17 protein-coding genes and 1 pseudogene are annotated in these 18626 nt (G+C 67.4%); 11 read left to right on the top strand and 7 right to left on the bottom strand.

The window, feature by feature from the left end; genetic code table 11:
- The first annotated feature begins 32 nt into the window (after nt 1–32).
- Nucleotides 33–962 (top strand): LysR substrate-binding domain-containing protein, encoded by a 930-nt coding sequence (locus tag RCF13_RS20715; RefSeq protein ID WP_134969374.1) that lies wholly within the window; start codon nt 33–35, stop codon nt 960–962.
- A 25-nt stretch (nt 963–987) separates the two neighbouring features.
- Here the strand turns inward: RCF13_RS20715 and RCF13_RS20710 are convergent.
- Nucleotides 988–1912: pseudogene (locus RCF13_RS20710) on the bottom strand (LysR substrate-binding domain-containing protein).
- Nucleotides 1913–2019: 107 nt separating this feature from the next.
- Here RCF13_RS20710 and RCF13_RS20705 point away from each other — a divergent pair.
- Nucleotides 2020–3537 (top strand): MFS transporter, encoded by a 1518-nt coding sequence (locus RCF13_RS20705; protein ID WP_231352587.1) that lies wholly within the window; start codon nt 2020–2022, stop codon nt 3535–3537.
- A 278-nt stretch (nt 3538–3815) separates the two neighbouring features.
- Here the strand turns inward: RCF13_RS20705 and RCF13_RS20700 are convergent, their stop codons facing one another.
- The gene (locus tag RCF13_RS20700; RefSeq protein WP_154350332.1) at nt 3816–4220 is read right to left on the bottom strand and encodes a GFA family protein; all 405 of its coding nucleotides are present in this window, start codon (nt 4218–4220) and stop codon (nt 3816–3818) included.
- Between the two features lie 170 nt (nt 4221–4390).
- On the opposite strand from RCF13_RS20700, the gene RCF13_RS20695 reads away from it, so the two are divergent.
- Nucleotides 4391–5365: a DUF4105 domain-containing protein gene (locus RCF13_RS20695; RefSeq protein ID WP_231352745.1), complete on the top strand. Its 975-nt coding sequence runs from the start codon at nt 4391–4393 to the stop codon at nt 5363–5365.
- Nucleotides 5365–7386, top strand: a complete 2022-nt coding sequence (locus tag RCF13_RS20690; RefSeq protein ID WP_134969237.1) for an alpha/beta hydrolase — start codon at nt 5365–5367, stop codon at nt 7384–7386. Before RCF13_RS20695 ends, RCF13_RS20690 begins: the two co-directional genes overlap by 1 nt.
- Nucleotides 7387–7473: 87 nt before the next feature.
- On the opposite strand, the gene RCF13_RS20685 is transcribed toward RCF13_RS20690, so the two are convergent.
- Nucleotides 7474–8895 carry an MFS transporter gene (locus RCF13_RS20685; RefSeq protein ID WP_061479771.1) on the bottom strand — a complete coding sequence of 474 codons (1422 nt, stop codon included), beginning with the start codon at nt 8893–8895 and terminating at the stop codon, nt 7474–7476.
- A 29-nt stretch (nt 8896–8924) separates the two neighbouring features.
- Here RCF13_RS20685 and soxR point away from each other — a divergent pair, with 29 nt between their 5' ends.
- Nucleotides 8925–9359 carry a redox-sensitive transcriptional activator SoxR gene (gene soxR / locus RCF13_RS20680; protein WP_005415534.1) on the top strand — a complete coding sequence of 145 codons (435 nt, stop codon included), beginning with the start codon at nt 8925–8927 and terminating at the stop codon, nt 9357–9359.
- A gap of 78 nt (nt 9360–9437) precedes the next feature.
- Here the strand turns inward: soxR and RCF13_RS20675 are convergent, their stop codons facing one another.
- Complete coding sequence (locus RCF13_RS20675; RefSeq protein WP_134969238.1) at nt 9438–10040, bottom strand: short chain dehydrogenase; 603 nt, start codon at nt 10038–10040, stop codon at nt 9438–9440.
- A gap of 98 nt (nt 10041–10138) precedes the next feature.
- On the opposite strand from RCF13_RS20675, the gene RCF13_RS20670 reads away from it, so the two are divergent.
- Complete coding sequence (locus RCF13_RS20670; protein ID WP_231352588.1) at nt 10139–11014, top strand: LysR family transcriptional regulator; 876 nt, start codon at nt 10139–10141, stop codon at nt 11012–11014.
- Nucleotides 11015–11073: 59 nt separating this feature from the next.
- On the opposite strand, the gene proC is transcribed toward RCF13_RS20670, so the two are convergent.
- Both proC and RCF13_RS20660 read right to left on the bottom strand, forming a co-directional pair.
- Nucleotides 11074–11895, bottom strand: coding sequence for a pyrroline-5-carboxylate reductase (gene proC, locus RCF13_RS20665; protein WP_134969239.1), 822 nt, complete (start codon nt 11893–11895; stop codon nt 11074–11076).
- 18 nt (nt 11896–11913) lie between these two features.
- A complete protein-coding gene (locus RCF13_RS20660; protein WP_231352589.1) occupies nt 11914–12591 on the bottom strand; it encodes a YggS family pyridoxal phosphate-dependent enzyme in 678 nt (225 codons plus the stop codon).
- A gap of 87 nt (nt 12592–12678) precedes the next feature.
- Between RCF13_RS20660 and RCF13_RS20655 the strand changes: the two genes are divergently transcribed.
- The 3 genes from RCF13_RS20655 to RCF13_RS20645 all read left to right on the top strand — a co-directional run bounded on the left by RCF13_RS20655 (nt 12679) and on the right by RCF13_RS20645 (nt 16063).
- Nucleotides 12679–13716, top strand: coding sequence for a type IV pilus twitching motility protein PilT (locus RCF13_RS20655; RefSeq protein ID WP_004147099.1), 1038 nt, complete (start codon nt 12679–12681; stop codon nt 13714–13716).
- A 99-nt stretch (nt 13717–13815) separates the two neighbouring features.
- A complete protein-coding gene (locus RCF13_RS20650) occupies nt 13816–14958 on the top strand; it encodes a PilT/PilU family type 4a pilus ATPase (RefSeq protein ID WP_308141532.1) in 1143 nt (380 codons plus the stop codon).
- A 121-nt stretch (nt 14959–15079) separates the two neighbouring features.
- Entirely contained in the window at nt 15080–16063 is a 984-nt protein-coding gene (locus tag RCF13_RS20645) for an aldo/keto reductase (protein ID WP_134968804.1), read from the top strand.
- Nucleotides 16064–16105: 42 nt separating this feature from the next.
- Here the strand turns inward: RCF13_RS20645 and RCF13_RS20640 are convergent, their stop codons facing one another.
- Nucleotides 16106–17002, bottom strand: a complete 897-nt coding sequence (locus tag RCF13_RS20640) for a LysR family transcriptional regulator (protein WP_061479779.1) — start codon at nt 17000–17002, stop codon at nt 16106–16108.
- A 396-nt stretch (nt 17003–17398) separates the two neighbouring features.
- Here RCF13_RS20640 and RCF13_RS20635 point away from each other — a divergent pair, with 396 nt between their 5' ends.
- The gene (locus RCF13_RS20635; RefSeq protein WP_134968805.1) at nt 17399–17611 is read left to right on the top strand and encodes a DUF4287 domain-containing protein; all 213 of its coding nucleotides are present in this window, start codon (nt 17399–17401) and stop codon (nt 17609–17611) included.
- A gap of 111 nt (nt 17612–17722) precedes the next feature.
- Nucleotides 17723–18430, top strand: coding sequence for a YitT family protein (locus RCF13_RS20630; protein ID WP_005415543.1), 708 nt, complete (start codon nt 17723–17725; stop codon nt 18428–18430).
- Nucleotides 18431–18626 lie beyond the last annotated feature (196 nt).

The raw sequence follows: 18626 nt of genomic DNA, 5'->3' as shown, positions 1-18626 counted from the left end.
CATCCTGAAGTCCATACCTGTGGACGTTGTGCATGCTCAACCTCAACGATCTGGCCCTGTTCGTGGCCGCAGTGGAGCAGGGCGGTTTTGCAGCAGGCGGACGCCATCTGGGCCTGCCGCGCTCGACGTTGAGCAAGCGCGTGGCGCTGCTGGAAGAACACCTCGGGGTACGGCTGCTGCAACGCAGTTCGCGGCGCTTCGCGCTGACCGAAGTCGGCCAGGCGTTCTTCGATCGCGCACGCGCGGCGTTGTCCGAGGTGGAGTCCGCCGAGGCCATTGTCCGTGACCGCCAGGCCGAACCGAGTGGCACCGTGCGCATCAGCGCTTCGATTCCGGTGGTGCAGGGCGAGCTCGCCGCGTGCCTGCCCGCGTTGGCCCGCCGCTATCCGCGGCTGCGCATCGAAGTTGAAGTGAGTGATCGTTTCGTCGACCTGGCGCAGGAAGGCATCGACATTGCCTTGCGCAGCCACTTCGGTCCGCTGCCGGATTCCGGTCTGGTGCAGCGCTCGCTGAGTAGAGAACGCATCGTGCTGGTGGCGTCGCCTGGCTATCTGGCAGCCGCGCCAGCAGTGGATACGCCCGAGCAGCTACGCGCGCATGCCGGCCTGCTGACGGCGCGCCACGCAACGCGCTGGACACTGCACGGCACCGACGCCCGCACCGTGCAGGTGGAACCGCAGGTTGCGCTGGTCGGCAATGAATCGCAGCTGCTGATCGCGGCGGCCGAAGCGGGCCTTGGCATCACGGTGTTGCCGCACAGCCTGTGTGCCACAGCGATTGCGGCCGGCCGCCTGCAGCAGGTCCTGCCGGCGTGGCATGCCGGCGAAGTGACCACCAGCGTGCTGCTGCCGCATCGTCGTGGACAGTTGCCGGGCGTGCGCGCGGTGGTGGATGCGCTGGTCGCGCATTACCAGCTCAACGCAGCGCCAGCGCCCAGGGAAAAAGGCGACGGAGGGGATTAGGTCGTTTCGGGCACAGTAGGGCCGATTACGACTTAATCCCCTCCGTCCCCTTTTTATGAGGCGTCCTGGAACAGGTTCGTGACGGCATAGTCGATGAACACCCGCAGGCGTGCACTGGGATGGCGCCCACCGGCCCATAGCAGCGAGAACTGCCCCTGGTGCGTGGGCAGCGCAGGCAGCACCCGTTGCAGGCGGCCGTCGGCCAGCGCGTCGGCGGCGAGGAAGTCAGGCATCCAGGCCAGGCCCATGCAACCGATCGCAGCGGCCAGCACGGCTTCCATGTTGTTGCAGGTCATCGCCGTGGAAAGGCGCGCCCCGGCGTCGCCTTCGATGCCCGGCAGCTGCCACGGATGCAGCTTTCCGGTGGTGGGGTAACGGAAGCGCAGCGCGGTGTGCAGGCGCAGGTCGCCTACATCGCCGGGAATGCCGTGCGCCTTCAGATACCCCGGTGCCGCACAGAGGATGAAACGAAAGCCGCCCAGTCGCCGTGCGGTCAGGCTGGAATCGGCCAGTTCGCCGCTGCGTATCACCGCGTCCAGCCCTTCGCTGACCACGTCGACGATGCGGTCATTGAACTCCAGTTCCAGCTGCACCTGGGGGTAGCGTCGCTGGAATCCGGGCAACACCGGGAGCAGGAAGCGGTAGCCGATGGTGGGCAGGCCGATGCGCAGCAGCCCACTGGGAGCGTGCTGTCGTTGCGCCAGGTCCGCCTGCGCTTCGGAAAGTTCATCCAGTGCGCGGCGGCAGCGCTGCAGCAGCAGTTCGCCTTCGTCGGTGAGGTGCACGCGGCGGGTGGTGCGCTGGAACAAACGGGTGCCCAGGTTCTGTTCAAGGCGGGCGATGCGCTTGCCTACCGCCGAGGCGGACAGGCCGAGTACGCGGGCAGCGCCGACGATGCTGCCGGCCTCTGCGGTTCGGACGAAGGCGAGCAGGGCAGAGATGGAGTCCATGACCGACATGATTGCGGAACATATGGCCGCAATCAACGTCCATAGAGCCTGTTTTTCAGGAATAACGGCCCGCCCATCATCAATGCCCCTGATGGATGGAGGCCCGCATGGCCCCGGTTTCGATGCTCCCTGTACCTGCCCAGACGCCGCAACGCTGGACGCTGCTTGCGGTTTGCCTGGCCGCGCTGGCGCTGCCGTTGTCCTTCACCGCCGGCGCCGTCGCGGTGCCGGTGCTGTCCCGCTCCTCAGTGGCATCGCCCACTGCGCTGGCCTGGGTGACCAACGCCTTCATGCTCACCTTCGGCAGCCTGCTGCTCGCTGCCGGTGGCTTGGCTGATCGCCATGGCCGACGGCGGATGTTCCTGCTGGGCACGGCCGGCTTCACCGTCGCGACGGCCGCTGTATGCCTGTCGCCTACGCTGCTGTGGCTGGATCTGGCGCGCGCTCTGCAGGGCGTTGCCGCTGCCGCAGCGCTGGCCTCGGGCACCGCTGCGCTGGCGCAGGGCTGGCAGGGACCGAGGCGTGCCCGTGTCTTCGCCCTGCTGGGCACGACATTCGGTGCGGGCCTGGCGCTGGGGCCGCTGCTCGCGGGCCTGCTGCTGCAGGCGCTGGGCTGGCGCAGCGTGTTCGCTGCGGGCGGTGTGCTGACGTTGGCGGCGTTCGCACTGGCCGCGCGCGCGTTGCCCGAAAGCCGGGGCGAGCGCGGACGGCTGGACATCGCCGGCATGCTGGGCTTCAGCCTGATGCTGGCGGCATTGACCCTGGCCCTGCTGTGGCTGGGCGAGTACGGCCTGCACGCCGGTCGCGTGCAGCTGGCGCTGTTGGCGACGCTGCTGTTGGGCGGCGCGTTCGTCTGTACCGAACGGCTGCATCCTTCCCCGTTGCTGGACCTCTCACTGTTCTGGCAACCGGCGTTTCTCGGCGTCCAGCTGCTGCCGGTGGCGACCTGCCTGGGCTACGTGGTGCTGCTGGTCGTGTTGCCTCTGCAACTGCTGGGCGTGCATGGCCAGAGCACGACGCTGGTGGGACTGCAGATGCTGGCGCTGTCCGCGCCGATGCTGGTGCTGCCGATGCTGGCTGCGCGCTGGGCGGAGCGCGTTGGAAGTGCGCGGCTGTGCACGCTGGGACTGCTGGTCTGTGCCTCTGGCCTGTACCTGTTGTCGCGCCACGCATCGCAGCCGTCGCCCTTGCAGTGGGTGCCGTTGCTGATGCTGGTCGGTGCAGGGACGGCCTTGCCATGGGGCCTGATGGATGGGCTGTCGGTGAGCGTGGTGCCGGTACAGCGTGCGGGCATGGCCGCCGGCATCTTCGGAACCGTGCGGGTAGCGGGCGAAGGCATCGCCCTGGCCGCAGTGACGGCGCTGCTGGCGATGCTGGCCGACCAGCAGCTGCATGGGGCATCGCCCTCGTCGTTGGCACGCGCCGGTGCCTATCTGGCGAGCGGGTCCCAAGACCAGGCGGCGGCACTGCTGCCGGCGATGAGCGGTGAGCAGCTGCAGCAGGTCAGCGCCAAGGCGCTGGCAACACTGCTGCGTGTACTGGCACTGCTGACGGCTGTGTGTGCTGTGTTGTTGCACCTGTTGCTGCGGAAACGCAAAGGCACGTTGGCCGAGCATACGGCGTAGCAGGCTCATCGCCCCCTCCGCCGTCATCCCGTTGTCGTCTTCCGCTCACGCCACCCATGCCCATCCAGGTCTAATGTTGATCGTCCCCGTCCCCCACGGAGACCCGCCATGTGGCTGCTCGACCATCTCTGGCCCAGCCGTCGACCGCTTCCTCCCCCGGTCGCGGATGCGCCGCAGGCGCCGCCACGCCGGCCCTGGCTGAAACGACCCGCGCGGGCGGGGCGCAGCGGCATGGCGCCCTGGCAGAAGATCGCCACGCCGCCGCGGCGCACGCGCCACTAGTCGCTGCGGTCTGACGGGTGATTGATCCCGTCGCTGACCGGAATGACCCCCAGCGCAAACGGATCAATGCCTTCCAGGCAGGCCACGTTGTAGCCGTACTCGTCCGGGTTGGAGCGGCGCCGGTGATGGGTGTAGATGCCGCACACGCCGCAGAAGTAGTGCTCGGCCACATGGGTGTTGAACTGGTACTTCTGCAGGTGATGCTGCCCGCGCACCACCTGCAGGCCGTGGCGGGGGACGCTGGCGGCGATGGCGCCACGGCGCCGGCACATCGAGCAGTCGCAGCGGCGGGGATCGACGATCCCGTCCGGCAGGTCCAGCAGCAGCTCGACCGTGCCGCAGTGGCAGGTTGCGCGGTGCCGGGGTTGGACCGGAACGCCGGCCACGGAAGTGATGCCCATCGTTGCTCCTGTGTGATTCATCTGGCCGCGGGGCCGCCGCAGACGGTGCGCCGGCGTGCCTGAACGGGCCGTAGATGCCACGGTGAACCCGCTTGTGGCTAACTATGCGGCTTCGGGACCGCGACAGGATGCCAGTGAGAGCCGCAGGACGTTGGATGACAGGAAGTGCCATGGCGCTGGCAGCGTTGTGGGTGACCGGGCTGCTGGCTTACCAGATGCCCGGGCCGGGCTGGCTGGCGAACGGCGTTGCCGTGCTGTGGCTGCTGGCTGCGCTGTGGGCCTCGTGGCGGGTCGCGCGTGGCCGCAGCAGCCGTCGCCTGGGCCTGGCGTTCGGCGCTTCGCTGGCGCTGGCTGGCCTCTGGTGGCTGCTGCTGACCCCGCGCCAGGACCGCGTATGGGCCGACGACGTGGCCCAGCGCCTGCATGTGGTGTCCTTCGACGGGCGCCACGTGGTGTTCGACAACGTGCGTGATTTCACCTGGCGCAGCGAGACCGACTACGACGCGCACTGGGTGCGCCGCGCGTACGACCTGGACCAGCTGCGCTCGGCCGACCTGGTGCTGTCGTACTGGATGGGCCCGGCGATCGCCCACACCCTCATCTCGTTTGGCTTCGAGGATGGGCGCCACGTGGTGTTCTCGCTGGAGATCCGCAAGGAGCGCGGCGAATCGTTCTCGGCACTGGGCGGCTTCTTCCGCAAGTTCGAGATGACCCTGGTGGCCGCGGAGGAGACCGACATCATCCGCACCCGCACCAATGCGCGCGGTGAGGATGTCTACCTGTACCGCCTGCATGGCATGGACCGTGCGCAGTTGAAGGAGCTGTTTGCCGCGTACGTCGCACAGGCACGCGAACTGGATGCGAAGCCGGGCTTCTACAACACGCTCACCAGCAACTGCACCACCATCGTCTTCGACCTGGCCCGCCACATCGCGCCGCGCCTGCCGCTGGACTACCGCCTGCTGCTGTCCGGCTACCTGGCCGAGTACGCACAGGAGGTGGGTGCGTTGACCCCGGGTGTGCCGTACGCCGAGCTGCACGACAAGGGCCGCATCACCCAGCGCGCGTTGGACCTGGGCAGCGGCGAACACTTCTCCACCGTGATCCGCCAGGGCGTACCTGGCACCGAGCAGGACCCGCAGTAATGACTCGACTCCTCCTGATCCGCTGGCAGCGTGCGCTGCCGGTGTTGTTCGCCGCCTTCCTGCTGCTGGGCAGCAGCGGTTGTGCGATGGTCACCGTCAAGCAGGTCAAATCCAGCGATTCGCTGGTCAACAAGCGTGCCGACGTGCTCAATACCGGCAAGCTCAGCCCCGCCGCGCGCGAGACGCTCAGCGCGGCAGGCCTGGACGAATCGCAGTGCGAGAAGGACTTCCTGGTCTGCCGCAGCACGCTGCTGATGACCGACGATCTCAATGTCGAGCAGCGGCTGTCGGCGCTGTCCGAACTGTGGGTGAAGGCCGCGCTGGCGCTGACGCCGAAGAAGACCGCAGCCGGTGATCCGCCGATGAGCGACGCAGCGCTGGACGCCTGGCTGGAAGCCGCGCGCTACGCCTATGCCTACCTGTTCTACAGCGGCCGCTCGCCGTCCGACCGTGCCTTCGAGGACCGGCAGACACAGGTGCGCGACTACTACAACTACGCCGCCGAGAAGGCAGCGGTGGTGCTGTTCGTGCGTGCGCGCGCCGCTGCGTTGGCGGGCGAGGACTACACGAAGCCGATCTCGGTTGGCAGCTGGTCGCTGGCCTCCAACTACCAGCAGCTGAACCTGAAAAGCATTCCCGCGCAGCTGGTGCCGGCCGGCACGGTCAGCTTCGTCGGGCTGCGCAGTACTTATCGCCGTGATGGCTTCGGTGCCGAGCTGGTGATGGTGATGGACCCGCCGAAGCTGGTCGCACCCGTAGTCGCAGCGGATGGCCCGAAGGCCGAAACGGCAGCGGATGAAGGCGGTCACGAGCGCCGTGGCCGTCGCCACCGGCATGACGATTCGGTGCCTGAGTTCAGCGAGATGTCCTCGATCAACGTCACTGCGTTGCTGCGCTTCGAAGGCAGCAGCCTGGACGATGTGATGCGGACGCGCCGGGTTGAACTGGATGCCTATTCGCCGGAAGCCACCGAGCGCATCACCCTGCACGGCGAGCAGGTGCCGCTGGCCGGCAATTTCACCGCGGCTTACGGCCTGTGGCTTGCCCAGAGCGGCTTCGCCCGGCAGTCACTGCGCACCCTGTTCGGCATGAGCGAGGGCATCGGCGAGCCACACATCTACCTGATGCAGCCGTGGGACCCGAACCGCCGCATCATCTTCATGCTGCACGGCCTGGCCAGCAGCCCGGAAGCCTGGGTGAACCTGGCTAACGAGATCATGGGCGACCCGGAGCTGCGCCAGCAGTTCCAGGTGTGGCAGGTCTATTACCCGACCAACGCACCGATCGCGCTGAACCGCTACGAGATCGCCAACGCGTTCAACGACACGCTGAAGCACTTCGATCCCAATGGCAGCACGCGTGCATCGAAGGACATGGTCTACATCGGCCACAGCATGGGCGGCGTGCTCGCGCGGCTGCTGGTGAGCGATTCCGGTGACGTGCTGTGGAACGACCTGCTGGCCAACTATGACCTGAAGGGCGAGCGTCTGAAGCGCGTGCAGAACAAGCTGGGGCCGTTGCTGCATTTCAAGGCACAGCCGAACGTGGAGCGCGCAATCTTCATCGCTGCGCCGCACCAGGGCACCGATATTGCCGGCAACAAGGTCGGGCGCCTGCTGGGCCGGCTGGTGCGCCTGCCACTGACCATCCTCGGCAAGTTCGAGGACGTGTTCATGGCGCTGGCGCAGGCCGAGCAGCAGGTCGATGGCACGGCCAAGCCGAAGATTCCCAACAGCATCGACAACCTCAAGGCCAGCGATCCGTTCGTCAAGGCCGCAGCGCAGCTGCCGATCGAAGCGGGACTGAAGTACCACTCGATCATCGCCCAGCGCAAGCCGGAGCTGCCGGTGGACAAGTCCGATGACGGACTGGTGCCGTACTGGAGTGCGCACCTGCCGGGTGCACAGTCGGAGAAGGTGATCATTTCCGGCCACAGCGTGCAGGAGACCCCGCAAGCGGTGCTGGAAGTGCGGCGCATCCTGCACCGGGATATCGATGACGTGGGGACGGGGACCCGGTAGTGCCAGCCGCTGGCCGGCACTCTCCGCGCACGCGGGAATCCCGTGATGGTGCCGGCCAGCGACCGGCACTGCCGAAACCCGACGGCGCTACACCCGCCGCGCGATCACCGCAGCCAGCACCGCCAGGCCGAAGGTGATCGCCAGGCACAGCAGGTAGCCGGTGTGCGGCGCGCTTTCCACGAACAGCGCGAACAACGCACCGGAGACCGCCAGCGCGGTGGTCACCGACAGGGCCTCGCTCAGCTGCAGGGCCGACGTGTTGGCACCCTGCTCATGCGCTGCTGACAGCGAAAGCGTGAGTACCGAGAGGCTGGCGTAGATCATGCCCATGCCGAAACCGGTGACCGTCCAGCCCACCAGGGCCACCGGCAATGGCACTGCATTGAACAACACCGCAAGCGTTGCGGCGATGCCGACCGTCATCATCGCCGTGCCGACGCGCAGCAGTTGCTGGCGTGACCAGCCGCGCTGCTGGTGACCCTGCAGCCAGGAGCCGGCGAACCAACCGAGTGCGCCGAGGCTGAGCACCGCGCCGGCCCAGCTGGGCGGGAGTCCGCGTTCGCGCTGCAGCAGCAGCGGCAGGTAGGCTTCGCAGGCGAAGAATGCGGCAGCGGCGATGCCGCGCAGTGCGATCACGCTGGGCAGGCCCCTGCGCAGGATCAGCGTTCCGGCCGGCAGCAGTCGATGCACGCATAGCAGCAGCGCCAGCATCGCCACGCCGATGCAGAGCAGGGCGGTCGGACCGTGCTGCTGGCCGCCGAAGTACAGCAGCAGCGCCGCCAGCGATGCACCACTGGCCCAACGTACGACGTTGCCGCGCCCCTCGTCGTCGTTGCTGTCGGCGGAGGCCTGCATGCGCGCCAGCGCAGGCCGCAGCAACAGGGCAGCAGGGACTGCCAGCAGCGGCACCGCCAGGAACACCCAGCGCCAGCCGAGATGCTGGACGATCAGGCCGCTCAGCGCCGGGCCGACCATCGAGGGCACCACCCAGCCCGCCGAGAATGCCGCGAACACCTTCGGCCGCAGGTGCTCGGGGTAGCTGCGGCCGACCATCACGTACAGCGAGACCGAAATCGCGCCCGCACCCAGGCCCTGCAGCAGGCGCCCGGCCACCAGCATGCCCATGCGCACGGCGAAGCCGGCCAGCAGCAGGCCCAGCACGAAGCAGGCCAGGCCGTACCACAGCGGCCGTGCCGGGCCCTGGCGGTCGGCCCAGCGTCCGGCCAGGGTCATGCCGATCACGCTGGTGGCCAGGGTGCCACCGAAGGCCAGCGCATACAGGCGCAGGCCGCTGAGTGCTTCGGCCACCGTGGGCATCGCGGCCGCGACGGCCAATGCTTCGAAGGCGTGCAGCGCGACCAGCGCGACCATGCCGAGGGTGGTGGCGCGGTAGCGCGCGGACAGGATCGATGTGTCAGCCGGCAGGCGGGTGTCGGCGGGAGAGAGGGTCGGGGTCATACCTGTCAGGTGCGGGCCGCGCTTGTCAACGGGCGGCGAAGATAGCAGCATGCCACCTCAACTATAGTTGAGGTCAAGCAATGGCATCCCAGGAACTCAGCGTTGGCGAGGTCTCCCAGCGCAGTGGCGTGGCCGTTTCCGCACTGCATTTCTACGAGCGCAAGGGGCTGATCAGCAGCCTGCGCACCTCGGGCAACCAACGCCGTTACAGCCGCGACGTGCTGCGCCGGCTGGCAGTGATCCGCGTTGCGCAGCGGGTGGGCATGCCCCTGGAAGCGGTCGGCCGCGCCTTCGAGAGCCTGCCTGAAGGCCGTGCACCGACCAAGGCTGACTGGGCCAAGCTGTCCGCGCGCTGGCGCACCGAGCTGGAAGAGCGCATCCACATGCTGCAGCTGCTGCGCGATGAACTGACCGGCTGCATCGGCTGTGGCTGCCTGTCACTGCAGCATTGCCGCCTGGCCAACCCTGGCGACGTTCTCGGCGAACGCGGCGATGGCCCGATGCGCTGGGAATGAAAAAGGGGACGCGCTCCCGGTAGCGCCGGGCCATGCCCGGCGGACGAAAACGACTTAATCCCCTCCGTCCCCTTTTTCTTACCAGGCCGTGATCGTCTCGCCGCTCTGGATGCCTTCCACTGCACGCTGGAAGGCCAGTGCGGCGCGTTGCGCGCTTACCGCTTCGAAGCCCGGGAAGTAGGGGCCGTAGGCCGCCATCGATTCGATCAGTACGTTCGGGCTGACCACGTTGATGCGCAGGCCGCGCGGGAGCAGTTCCAGTGCGGCGGCGCGCACGAAGCCTTCCAGTGCGGCATTCACTGCGGTGGCGTTGACGCCGTCGCGGATCGGTTGTGCGCTGACGATGCCGCTGGTCAGGGTGATCGAGCCGCCACTGTTGAGATGGTGCTGGGCGGCCAGTGCCAGCCGCACCTGGCCCAGCAGCTTGTCCTGCAGGCCCAGGTTGAACTGCTCGGGCGTCATGTCCTGCAGCGGACCGAAGTGCAACTTGCCGGCGGTGGAGATCACCGCATCGACTGCACCGGTACGCGCAAACAGCGCGGCGACGCTGGCGTCGTCGGTCAGGTCCACGCGCAGTTCGCCACTGTGGCGGCCGGCGGCGAGAATCTGATGCTGTTGGCCGAGCTGACGGGCGACTGCCTGGCCGAGGGTGCCACTGGCACCGACGAGGAGGATCTTCATGGCCGTTCCTTGCGTGTGGGAGTGAGCGCAGTCTGCGCCGTCACAGCGGGGTTAGGTAAGCGGCGTATGATTCGCAGATTCCTAACTCTGGATTAGCAATGGATACCCTTCGCTGCATGCAGGCCTTCGTCGCCGTGGCCGAGCGCGGCAGCTTCGCCGGCGCCGCCGAACAGCTGCAGGTGTCGGCGGTGATGGTGGGCAAGTACATCCAGCAGTTGGAAGCACATCTGGGCACCGCGTTGCTGCAACGGAACACCCGCCGCCAGCGCTTGACCGAAGCCGGCAGCGCCTACCTGGCCGGGTGCCGGCAGGTGCTGGAGCAGGTGCAGCAGGCCGAGGCCGATGTGGCCGGCCTGCAGGTACAGCCGCGTGGCCTGTTGCGGGTCAGCGCGCCCACCACCTGGGGCAGCTGCGTGCTGGCGCCGCAGCTGGCCGGCCTGCTGCGCGCGCAGCCGCAGTTGAATATCGAGCTTGACCTGAGCAACCGCCGCGTGGACCTGATCGAAGATGGCTTCGACGCGGCGATCCGGGTCGGGCCGTTGCCATCGCAGGAGGTGGTGGCGCGGCCGCTGCCGCCGTATGCGATGAGCCTGTGCGCGGCGCCGTCTTACCTGCGCAGGCGCGGCACGCCGCGAACACCGGATGACCTGCAGGGGCACGACTGCCTGAGCCACCTGGCCTGGCGCGGCGGGCATGGTTGGCAGTTGGCCAACGGCGAACAGGTCGACTGGGAGGCACGGCTGAGCAGCAACGATGGCTTCGCGTTGCGCGAAGCCGCCGTGGCCGGGGCCGGGCTGGTACTGCAGCCCACCGCACTGCTGGCGGCGGAGATCGCAGCGGGGCGGTTGAAGCCGCTGCTGCGCGACTACCTGCCCGAACCGCGGCCGATGCACCTGATCTACCTGCCCGATCGACGTCCGCGCCCGCGTTTGCATTGCTTCGTGGATTTCGTCATGGCCACGTTGGGGCAATGAACATCCACGCCATGCGTGGATGATGGTAGGTGCCGACCGTTGGTCGGCACACATCGGGATCAATCATTCGCCGCAGACAATTCCTGTCCACGCACCTGCGCGGCGCGCAGTGCGGTGTCCACCAGTGCCTCGAAGCCGCCAGCCTGGAAGCTCTCGATCGCGGCCTGGGTAGTGCCGTTGGGTGACGTCACGCGGCGGCGCAGCTCTGCGGGGCTCTCACCGGCCTCATCCAGCATGCGCGAGGCGCCCAGCAGGGTCTGCACCACCAGCGTGCGCGCGGCGTCGGCCGGCAGGCCCTGGGCAATGCCCGCTGCTTCCATCGCTTCGGCCAGCAGGAACACATAGGCCGGCCCGCTGCCAGACACGGCGGTGACCGAATCCATCAGTGCCTCGCGTTCGATCCACACCGTGCGCCCGGCACTGGCCAGCACCTGTTCGGCCTGCGCGTGCTGCTGTGCATCCACCGAGGGCGTGGCATACAGGCCGGTCACGCCGGCGCCGAGCAGAGCGGGGGTATTGGGCATTGCGCGCACCACCGGCAGGTTGCCACCCAGCCAGCGCTCCAGCTGTGCGCTGGTGATGCCGGCAGCGATCGACACCACCAGTGGCCGGTTTGCCTGGGCCAGTGCCTGCAGCGACTTGCAGACCTCACGCAGCACCTGCGGCTTCACCGCCAGCAGCCAGGTGCTGCCCTGTGCGGCGGCATCGGTGGCGTTGTCGTGTACCTGCACGCCGAAGTCGGCAGCCAGCGACTCGCGCAGCGCTGCAACCGGTTCGGCCACATGGATGTGCGCGGCGGGCACGCCCTGGCGGATCAGGCCGGCGATCAGGCTGCGCGCCATGTTGCCGCCGCCGATGAAGGTGATGGAATCAGCTGCCATGGATGTCTCCTTGGAAAATCAGGCCGGGCGCGGGCGCGCGCCGAACAGGGCGGTGCCGATGCGCACCAGGGTGGCGCCCTCGGCGATGGCGTCGGCGTAGTCGCTGCTCATGCCCATCGACAGCGTGTCGACCTGTGCATGCTGGGCGGCCAGCGACTGGAAGAGTGTGCGCATGCGCACGAACGCATCCCGACGGCGCTCCACCTCGGGCCACGGCGCAGGAATCGCCATCAGGCCACGTAGGCGCAGGGTGGGCTCGGCGGCAATCGCCGCGGCCAGTGCGTCCACTTCTTCCGGAGCACAGCCGTGCTTGCTGGATTCATCGTCGATGTTGACCTGGATCAGCACATTCAGCGGGCCGCGTGCGGCCGGGCGATGGCGCGCCAGCGCCGTTACCAGCTTGGGCCGGTCCACGCTCTGCACCCAGTCGAAGTGGGTGGCCACGGCCTCGGCCTTGTTCGACTGCAGGTGGCCGATCAGGTGCCACTCCAGCGCCAGGTGCTGCAGCGCCTGCATCTTGGCCAGCGCTTCCTGCACATAGTTTTCGCCGAAGGCCTGCTGGCCCTGTGCGGCCAGCGCGGCCACGGCCTCGGCCGGTTGGGTCTTGGACACGGCCAGCAGGCGCGGATCGGGCCGGCCGGCCGCCTCGGCGGCGGCATGCAGGTTGCTCAGGATCTGGGGCAGGGGAGTGGCCACGTAACGCGTTCCGTTGAATCAGGAGGCTATACTGCCGCCCGGGGAAAGATCCTTCCAGTCGAAGCCGTTATTGGGGAGTAGCCGCTCATGGATATCGCCGAACTGCTGGCGTTTTCCGTAAAGAACAAAGCGTCCGACCTGCACCTGTCTGCAGGCCTGCCGCCGATGATCCGCGTGGACGGCGACGTTCGCCGGATCAACATCCCGGCCCTGGACCACAAGCAGGTCCACGCGCTGGTGTACGACATCATGTCCGACAAGCAGCGCCGCGATTACGAGGAATTCCTCGAAGTGGACTTCTCCTTCGAGATCCCGTCGCTGGCGCGCTTCCGTGTGAACGCGTTCAACCAGAACCGCGGCGCCGGTGCGGTGTTCCGTACCATTCCGTCCGAGGTGCTCACCCTCGAGGACCTGGCCTGCCCGCCGCTGTTCCGCGAGGTGATCCAGCAACCGCAGGGCCTGATCCTGGTGACCGGCCCGACCGGCTCGGGCAAGTCGACCACGCTCGCGGCGATGATCGACTACATCAACAAGAACGAATACGGCCACATCCTCACCGTCGAGGATCCGATCGAATTCGTGCACACCTCGCAGAAGTGCCTGATCAACCAGCGCGAAGTGCACCGTGACACGCATGGCTTCAACGAAGCACTGCGCTCGGCACTGCGTGAGGACCCGGACATCATCCTGGTCGGCGAACTCCGCGACCTGGAAACCATCCGCCTGGCACTGACCGCCGCGGAAACCGGCCACCTGGTGTTCGGCACCCTGCACACCAGTTCGGCGGCCAAGACCATCGACCGTATCATCGACGTGTTCCCGGCTGGCGAAAAGCCGATGGTGCGTTCGATGTTGTCCGAGTCGCTGCGTGCGGTGATCTCGCAGGCACTGCTGAAGAAGGTCGGCGGCGGCCGGACCGCGGCGTGGGAAATCATGGTCGGCACCCCGGCCATCCGCAACCTGATCCGCGAGGACAAGGTGGCGCAGATGTACTCGGCCATCCAGACCGGCCAGCAGTACGGCATGATGACCCTGGACCAGCATCTGCAGGACCTGGTCAAGCGCAGCCTGATCACCCGCAACCAGGCCCGCGAGTACGCCAAGGACAAGCGCCTGTTCGAGTAAGGCGGGACAACCACGGGCGGCGTGCACCAGTGCGGCGCCGTCCCCGTGCCGTTTCCTCCACCGACCGTTTCCTGGTACATGCCCTCTTGGGAGCCCGCCGTGAACAGCACCGCGACCACCATCGATTTCACTTCGTTCCTCAAGCTGATGGCGCACCAGCGCGCCTCGGACCTGTTCATCACGGCCGGCATGCCACCGGCGATGAAGGTCAACGGCAAGATCTCGCCGATCACGCAGACGCCACTGACGCCGCAGCAAAGCCGCGACCTGGTCCTCAACGTGATGACCCCGGCGCAGCGCGAGGAATTCGAGAAGACCCACGAATGCAACTTCGCCATCGGCCTGTCCGGTGTCGGCCGTTTCCGCGTGAGCTGCTTCTACCAGCGCAACCAGGTCGGCATGGTGCTGCGCCGCATCGAGACGCGCATTCCGACCGTGGAAGAGCTGAGCCTGCCGCCGATCATCAAGACGCTGGCGATGACCAAGCGCGGCATCATCCTGTTCGTCGGTGCCACCGGTACCGGTAAATCGACTTCGCTGGCGGCGATGATCGGTTACCGCAACCAGAACTCAACCGGCCACATCATCACCATCGAAGACCCGATCGAATTCGTGCACAAGCACGAGGGCTGCATCATCACCCAGCGCGAAGTCGGCATCGATACCGACAGTTGGGAAGCGGCGCTGAAGAACACCCTGCGCCAAGCGCCGGACGTGATCATGATCGGCGAGGTGCGTACCCGCGAAGGCATGGACCACGCCATCGCGTTCGCCGAAACCGGCCACCTGGTGCTGGCCACGCTGCATGCCAACAATGCCAACCAGGCGATGGACCGCATCGTCAACTTCTTCCCGGAAGACCGCCGCAACCAGCTGTTGATGGACCTGTCGCTGAACCTCAAGGGCGTGGTCGCGCAGCAGCTGGTGCCGTCGCCCGATGGCCGCTCGCGCAAGGTCGCGATGGAGATCCTGCTGGGCACGCCACTGGTACAGGACTACATCCGCGACGGCGAGATCCACAAGCTGAAGGAAGTGATGAAGGACTCGGTCCAGCTGGGCATGAAGACCTTCGACCAGAGCCTGTTCGAGCTGTACCAGGCCGGCGAGATCAGCTACGAGGACGCGCTGCGTTACGCCGATTCGCAGAACGAGGTGCGCCTGCGCATCAAGCTCAGCCAGGGCGGCGACGCGCGCACCCTGTCGCAGGGGCTGGATGGGGTGGAGATCTCCGAAATCCGCTGACCTGACCGGCAACGGTCATGACCGGATTGATGAATTCCAGTCATGACCGACTGCGGTCCAGCCGGCTCAATCCATCGCCACCGCAGGCGTATCGTCAGCATTCCCCCTCTGGAGTACGACGATGCAGACACGTGAACTCGGCCGCAGCGGCCTGAAGGTTTCCGCCCTGGGCCTGGGTTGCATGGGCCTGACCCATGCCTACGGCCAGCCGGTCGAACCGAGCCAGGGCATTGCCCTGCTGCACGCCGCCGTCGAGCGCGGCGTGACCTTCTTCGACACCGCCGAGGTGTACGGCCCGTACACCAACGAAGACCTGCTCGGCCAGGCCTTGGCCCCCTACCGCGACAGGCTGGTGATCGCCACCAAGTTTGGCTTCAAAGATGCGCGCACCGATGCCGGCCTGGACAGCCGCCCGGAGAACATCCGTGCCGTGGCCGAAGCCAGCCTCAAGCGCCTGCGTACCGACCATATCGATCTGTTCTACCAGCACCGCGTCGACCCGAACGTGCCGATCGAGGATGTGGCCGGTACCGTGCGCGACCTGATCGCCGAGGGCAAGGTCGGCCACTTCGGCCTGTCCGAGGCGAGCGCTGCCACCGTGCGTCGCGCGCATGCGGTGCAGCCGGTCACCGCCGTGCAGAGCGAGTACTCGCTGTGGTGGCGCGAACCGGAGCGTGAGCTGCTGCCGACGCTGCAGGAGCTGGGCATCGGCTTCGTGCCGTTCAGCCCGCTGGGCCGCGGCTTCCTGACCGGTGCGATCAACGCCGATACCACCTTCGACGCCAACGACTTCCGTAACAGCGTGCCGCGTTTCGAAGTGGAGGCGCGCCGCGCCAATCAGGCGCTGGTGGATCGCATCAGCACGATTGCGGCAGCGCGCGGTGCGACGCCTGCGCAGGTCGCACTGGCCTGGCTGCTCGCGCAGGCATCGTGGATCGTGCCGATTCCGGGCACCACCAAGGTTCATCGCCTGGAAGAAAACCTGGGCGCGGCCGACCTGCAGCTGGCGCCGGAAGAACTGCAACGCATCGCGCAGGCGCTGGACGAAGTGTCGATCGTTGGCGAGCGCTACAACGCGCAGCGTGCGGCACAGGCCAAGGGCTGACCAGCCGGTGAGTGCGGACAGTGGGTCCGCACTCCTTGACCCTCACCCCATCGGCCCGCGCAGCGCATCAAGCACCGTCCGCATCGCCACGGTCACGTGGCGGCGCGAAGGGTAGTACGCGTAGTAGCCATCGAAGTGCGGGCACCAGTCGTCCAGCACTGATTGCAGCCGGCCATCGTCCAGCATCGGCTGCACCTGGTCTTCCGGCAGCCAGGCCAATCCGCTGCCTGCCAGCGCAGCGGTGCGGGTCATGCCCATGGTGTTGAACGTCCACTGGCCGCTCACGCGCACGCTCAGTTCATTGCCGTCCTGGCCGAAATCCCACGGCATCAGCCCACCATGCGTGGGCAGCCGCAGGGTCACGCAGTTGTGCCCGGCCAGGTCGTCTGGATGCCGCGGCACCACGTGCTGGCGGAAGTAGCTGGGCGCCCCGACCACGCGCATGCGCAGCGGCGGGCTGATCGGTACGGCGATCATGTCGCGCGCCAGCCGCTCACCCAGGCGGATGCCGATGTCGTAGCGCTCGGCCACGATGTCGGCCAACCCGTAGTCGGCCGCCAGTTCCACCTTCAAATCCGGATACTGCTGCAGCAGCGGCGCCAGCCTGGGCCAGGCGATGTACTCGGCGGCGTGGCCGGTGGCATTGATACGGATGGTGCCGGCCGGGCGTTCACGGTACTCGGCCAGCGCGGCCAGCCCGTCCTCGATCTCGGCCAGGCGCGGGGCCAGGGTATCGAGCAGGCGGGCACCGGCTTCGGTGGTCGAGACGCTGCGGGTGGTGCGGGTCAGCAGGCGCACGCCCAGGCGCTGCTCCAGTCCGCGCATGGCATGGCTGAGCGCGGACTGGGACACGCCCAGCTGGGCGGCAGCCTTGGTGAAGCTGCCCTCGCGGGCAACGTGGACGAAGGCCTGCAGGTCGTTGAGATTTTCGCGGGGCATGCGGGAATGATACGGCCGGGCTGCGCCCGGCACCTGCTTCAAGCCAAGGCAACGTCAACGTCAAATGCGTGCATTCCGTGGGATGGCGGGGTGGGTCCGGTTGAGGGGGACGCCGTCCGTGTGGCTCGGTCGCGCTTGCTCGTGTGCGCTGTCCTGCGCACACGGCAAGACCGGGGTTGGGCGTCCTGCCCAACCCGCCCGAGGCATGCCTCGGGCCCATGGCGCTCACGCCCCGCAACCTGAGCCACCCCGCCTTCGACAGTTTCCCGCGAGCTGTTGGAACGGCATTCTGCCTTGGTGGGTGCCGACCGTTGGTCGGCACCGGGTCAAACGTGTAGGTATGTCGATTTCAGGGACTGTGGTTCGTCGAATGAATGACTTCAACGGGAGCTGCAGATGAGCACTGACACCAAGCCGAAAGGCCCGGCCTCGTACTTCCCCTCCATCGAGAAGACCTACGGGCAGCCGGTGGCGCACTGGTTCGGGCTGCTGGCGGGGAAGAAGGGCCTGAAATACATGGAACTGGTCAGCTTCCTGAAGAGCGAGCACGGCCTGGGCCATGGCCACGCCAACGCGCTGGTGGCATACCACCTGGCCGGCAAGGGGTAACCAGCGGCCGGCGGAGGGCAGGGTGGGACGCATTCAGCTGAACGATTTCATCTGCAACTGTCATGCGGATCGTGTCTAATAGCGCTCCCCACCTGCTGTTCCCCCACCCGCATGTCCCTTCCCTCCCATGGCCCCGCGCCGTGCGACGACGCTGACGGCCACCTGGTCACCGCCGGTCCGCTGACCCCGCCGCCCGACAGCGCCGGCACCACCGCCGATGACAAAGCGCTGCGTCACTCGATCGCCGAGGACGTGCAGGGCATGGTGCTGGCCACGATGGTGGCCTCGCTGGGCCTGGCCATCTTCGCCAAGGGCGGGCTGATGATCGGCGGCATGGCGGGCATGGCCTTCCTGCTGCACTACGCGATGGGCTGGAACTTCGGCCTGGTGTTCGTGCTGGTCAACCTGCCGTTCTACTGGGTGGCGCTGCGGCGCATGGGCTGGGAATTCACCCTGAAGACCTTCGCCGCGGTCACCGCCTGTGGCGTGCTGACCGACCTGCTGCCGCGCTGGATCGACTTCTCGCACATCAACCCGCTTTACTCGGCGATCGTCGGCGGTGCGTTGTCCGGCCTGGGCATCCTCTTTTTCATCCGCCACCGTGCAAGCCTTGGCGGCATCGGCATCCTGGCGGTGTACCTGCAGCGCACCCGTGGCTGGAGCGCGGGCAAGGTGCAGATGTCCTACGATGCCTGCCTGATGGTGGCCGCGTTCTTCGTGTTGTCGCCATCGAAGGTGCTGTACTCGGCCATCGGCGCGGTGGTGCTCAGCCTCGTGCTGATGTTCAACCACCGCCCCGGCCGCTACATGGGCGTGTGACGATTCGACGGTAGTGCCGGGGGGGGGGCCGGGCCCCCCGCGGGCGGGCCGGGGGGCGGGGCCCCCGGCCCCCCCCCCCGCAAACCCCCCCTGGTGGCCGCCCCCCGCCCCCCCAAACCCCCCCAAAGAAAAAAACCCAAAATACGGCCCGGCCGGGGGGTTAAAAAAAAACAAAGCGGATGAACACCCCCCCCCC

The sequence above is a fragment of the Stenotrophomonas maltophilia group sp. RNC7 genome (genome assembly GCF_030910085.1).
GTDB classification, from domain to species: Bacteria; Pseudomonadota; Gammaproteobacteria; order Xanthomonadales; family Xanthomonadaceae; genus Stenotrophomonas; species Stenotrophomonas sepilia.
This window is presented reverse-complemented; position numbering and strand designations above follow the sequence as displayed.

What these genes read in the sequence shown, in the direction of transcription:
- RCF13_RS20715 (WP_134969374.1), top strand. Translation starts at nt 33, where the DNA reads ATGCTCAACCTCAACGATCTGGCCCTGTTCGTGGCCGCAGTGGAGCAG.
- RCF13_RS20705 (WP_231352587.1), top strand. Translation starts at nt 2,020, where the DNA reads ATGGCCCCGGTTTCGATGCTCCCTGTACCTGCCCAGACGCCGCAACGC.
- RCF13_RS20700 (WP_154350332.1), bottom strand. Translation starts at nt 4,220, where the DNA reads ATGGGCATCACTTCCGTGGCCGGCGTTCCGGTCCAACCCCGGCACCGC.
- RCF13_RS20695 (WP_231352745.1), top strand. Translation starts at nt 4,391, where the DNA reads ATGGCGCTGGCAGCGTTGTGGGTGACCGGGCTGCTGGCTTACCAGATG.
- RCF13_RS20690 (WP_134969237.1), top strand. Translation starts at nt 5,365, where the DNA reads ATGACTCGACTCCTCCTGATCCGCTGGCAGCGTGCGCTGCCGGTGTTG.
- RCF13_RS20685 (WP_061479771.1), bottom strand. Translation starts at nt 8,895, where the DNA reads ATGCTGCTATCTTCGCCGCCCGTTGACAAGCGCGGCCCGCACCTGACA.
- soxR (WP_005415534.1), top strand. Translation starts at nt 8,925, where the DNA reads ATGGCATCCCAGGAACTCAGCGTTGGCGAGGTCTCCCAGCGCAGTGGC.
- RCF13_RS20675 (WP_134969238.1), bottom strand. Translation starts at nt 10,040, where the DNA reads ATGAAGATCCTCCTCGTCGGTGCCAGTGGCACCCTCGGCCAGGCAGTC.
- RCF13_RS20670 (WP_231352588.1), top strand. Translation starts at nt 10,139, where the DNA reads ATGGATACCCTTCGCTGCATGCAGGCCTTCGTCGCCGTGGCCGAGCGC.
- proC (WP_134969239.1), bottom strand. Translation starts at nt 11,895, where the DNA reads ATGGCAGCTGATTCCATCACCTTCATCGGCGGCGGCAACATGGCGCGC.
- RCF13_RS20655 (WP_004147099.1), top strand. Translation starts at nt 12,679, where the DNA reads ATGGATATCGCCGAACTGCTGGCGTTTTCCGTAAAGAACAAAGCGTCC.
- RCF13_RS20645 (WP_134968804.1), top strand. Translation starts at nt 15,080, where the DNA reads ATGCAGACACGTGAACTCGGCCGCAGCGGCCTGAAGGTTTCCGCCCTG.
- RCF13_RS20640 (WP_061479779.1), bottom strand. Translation starts at nt 17,002, where the DNA reads ATGCCCCGCGAAAATCTCAACGACCTGCAGGCCTTCGTCCACGTTGCC.
- RCF13_RS20635 (WP_134968805.1), top strand. Translation starts at nt 17,399, where the DNA reads ATGAGCACTGACACCAAGCCGAAAGGCCCGGCCTCGTACTTCCCCTCC.
- RCF13_RS20630 (WP_005415543.1), top strand. Translation starts at nt 17,723, where the DNA reads ATGTCCCTTCCCTCCCATGGCCCCGCGCCGTGCGACGACGCTGACGGC.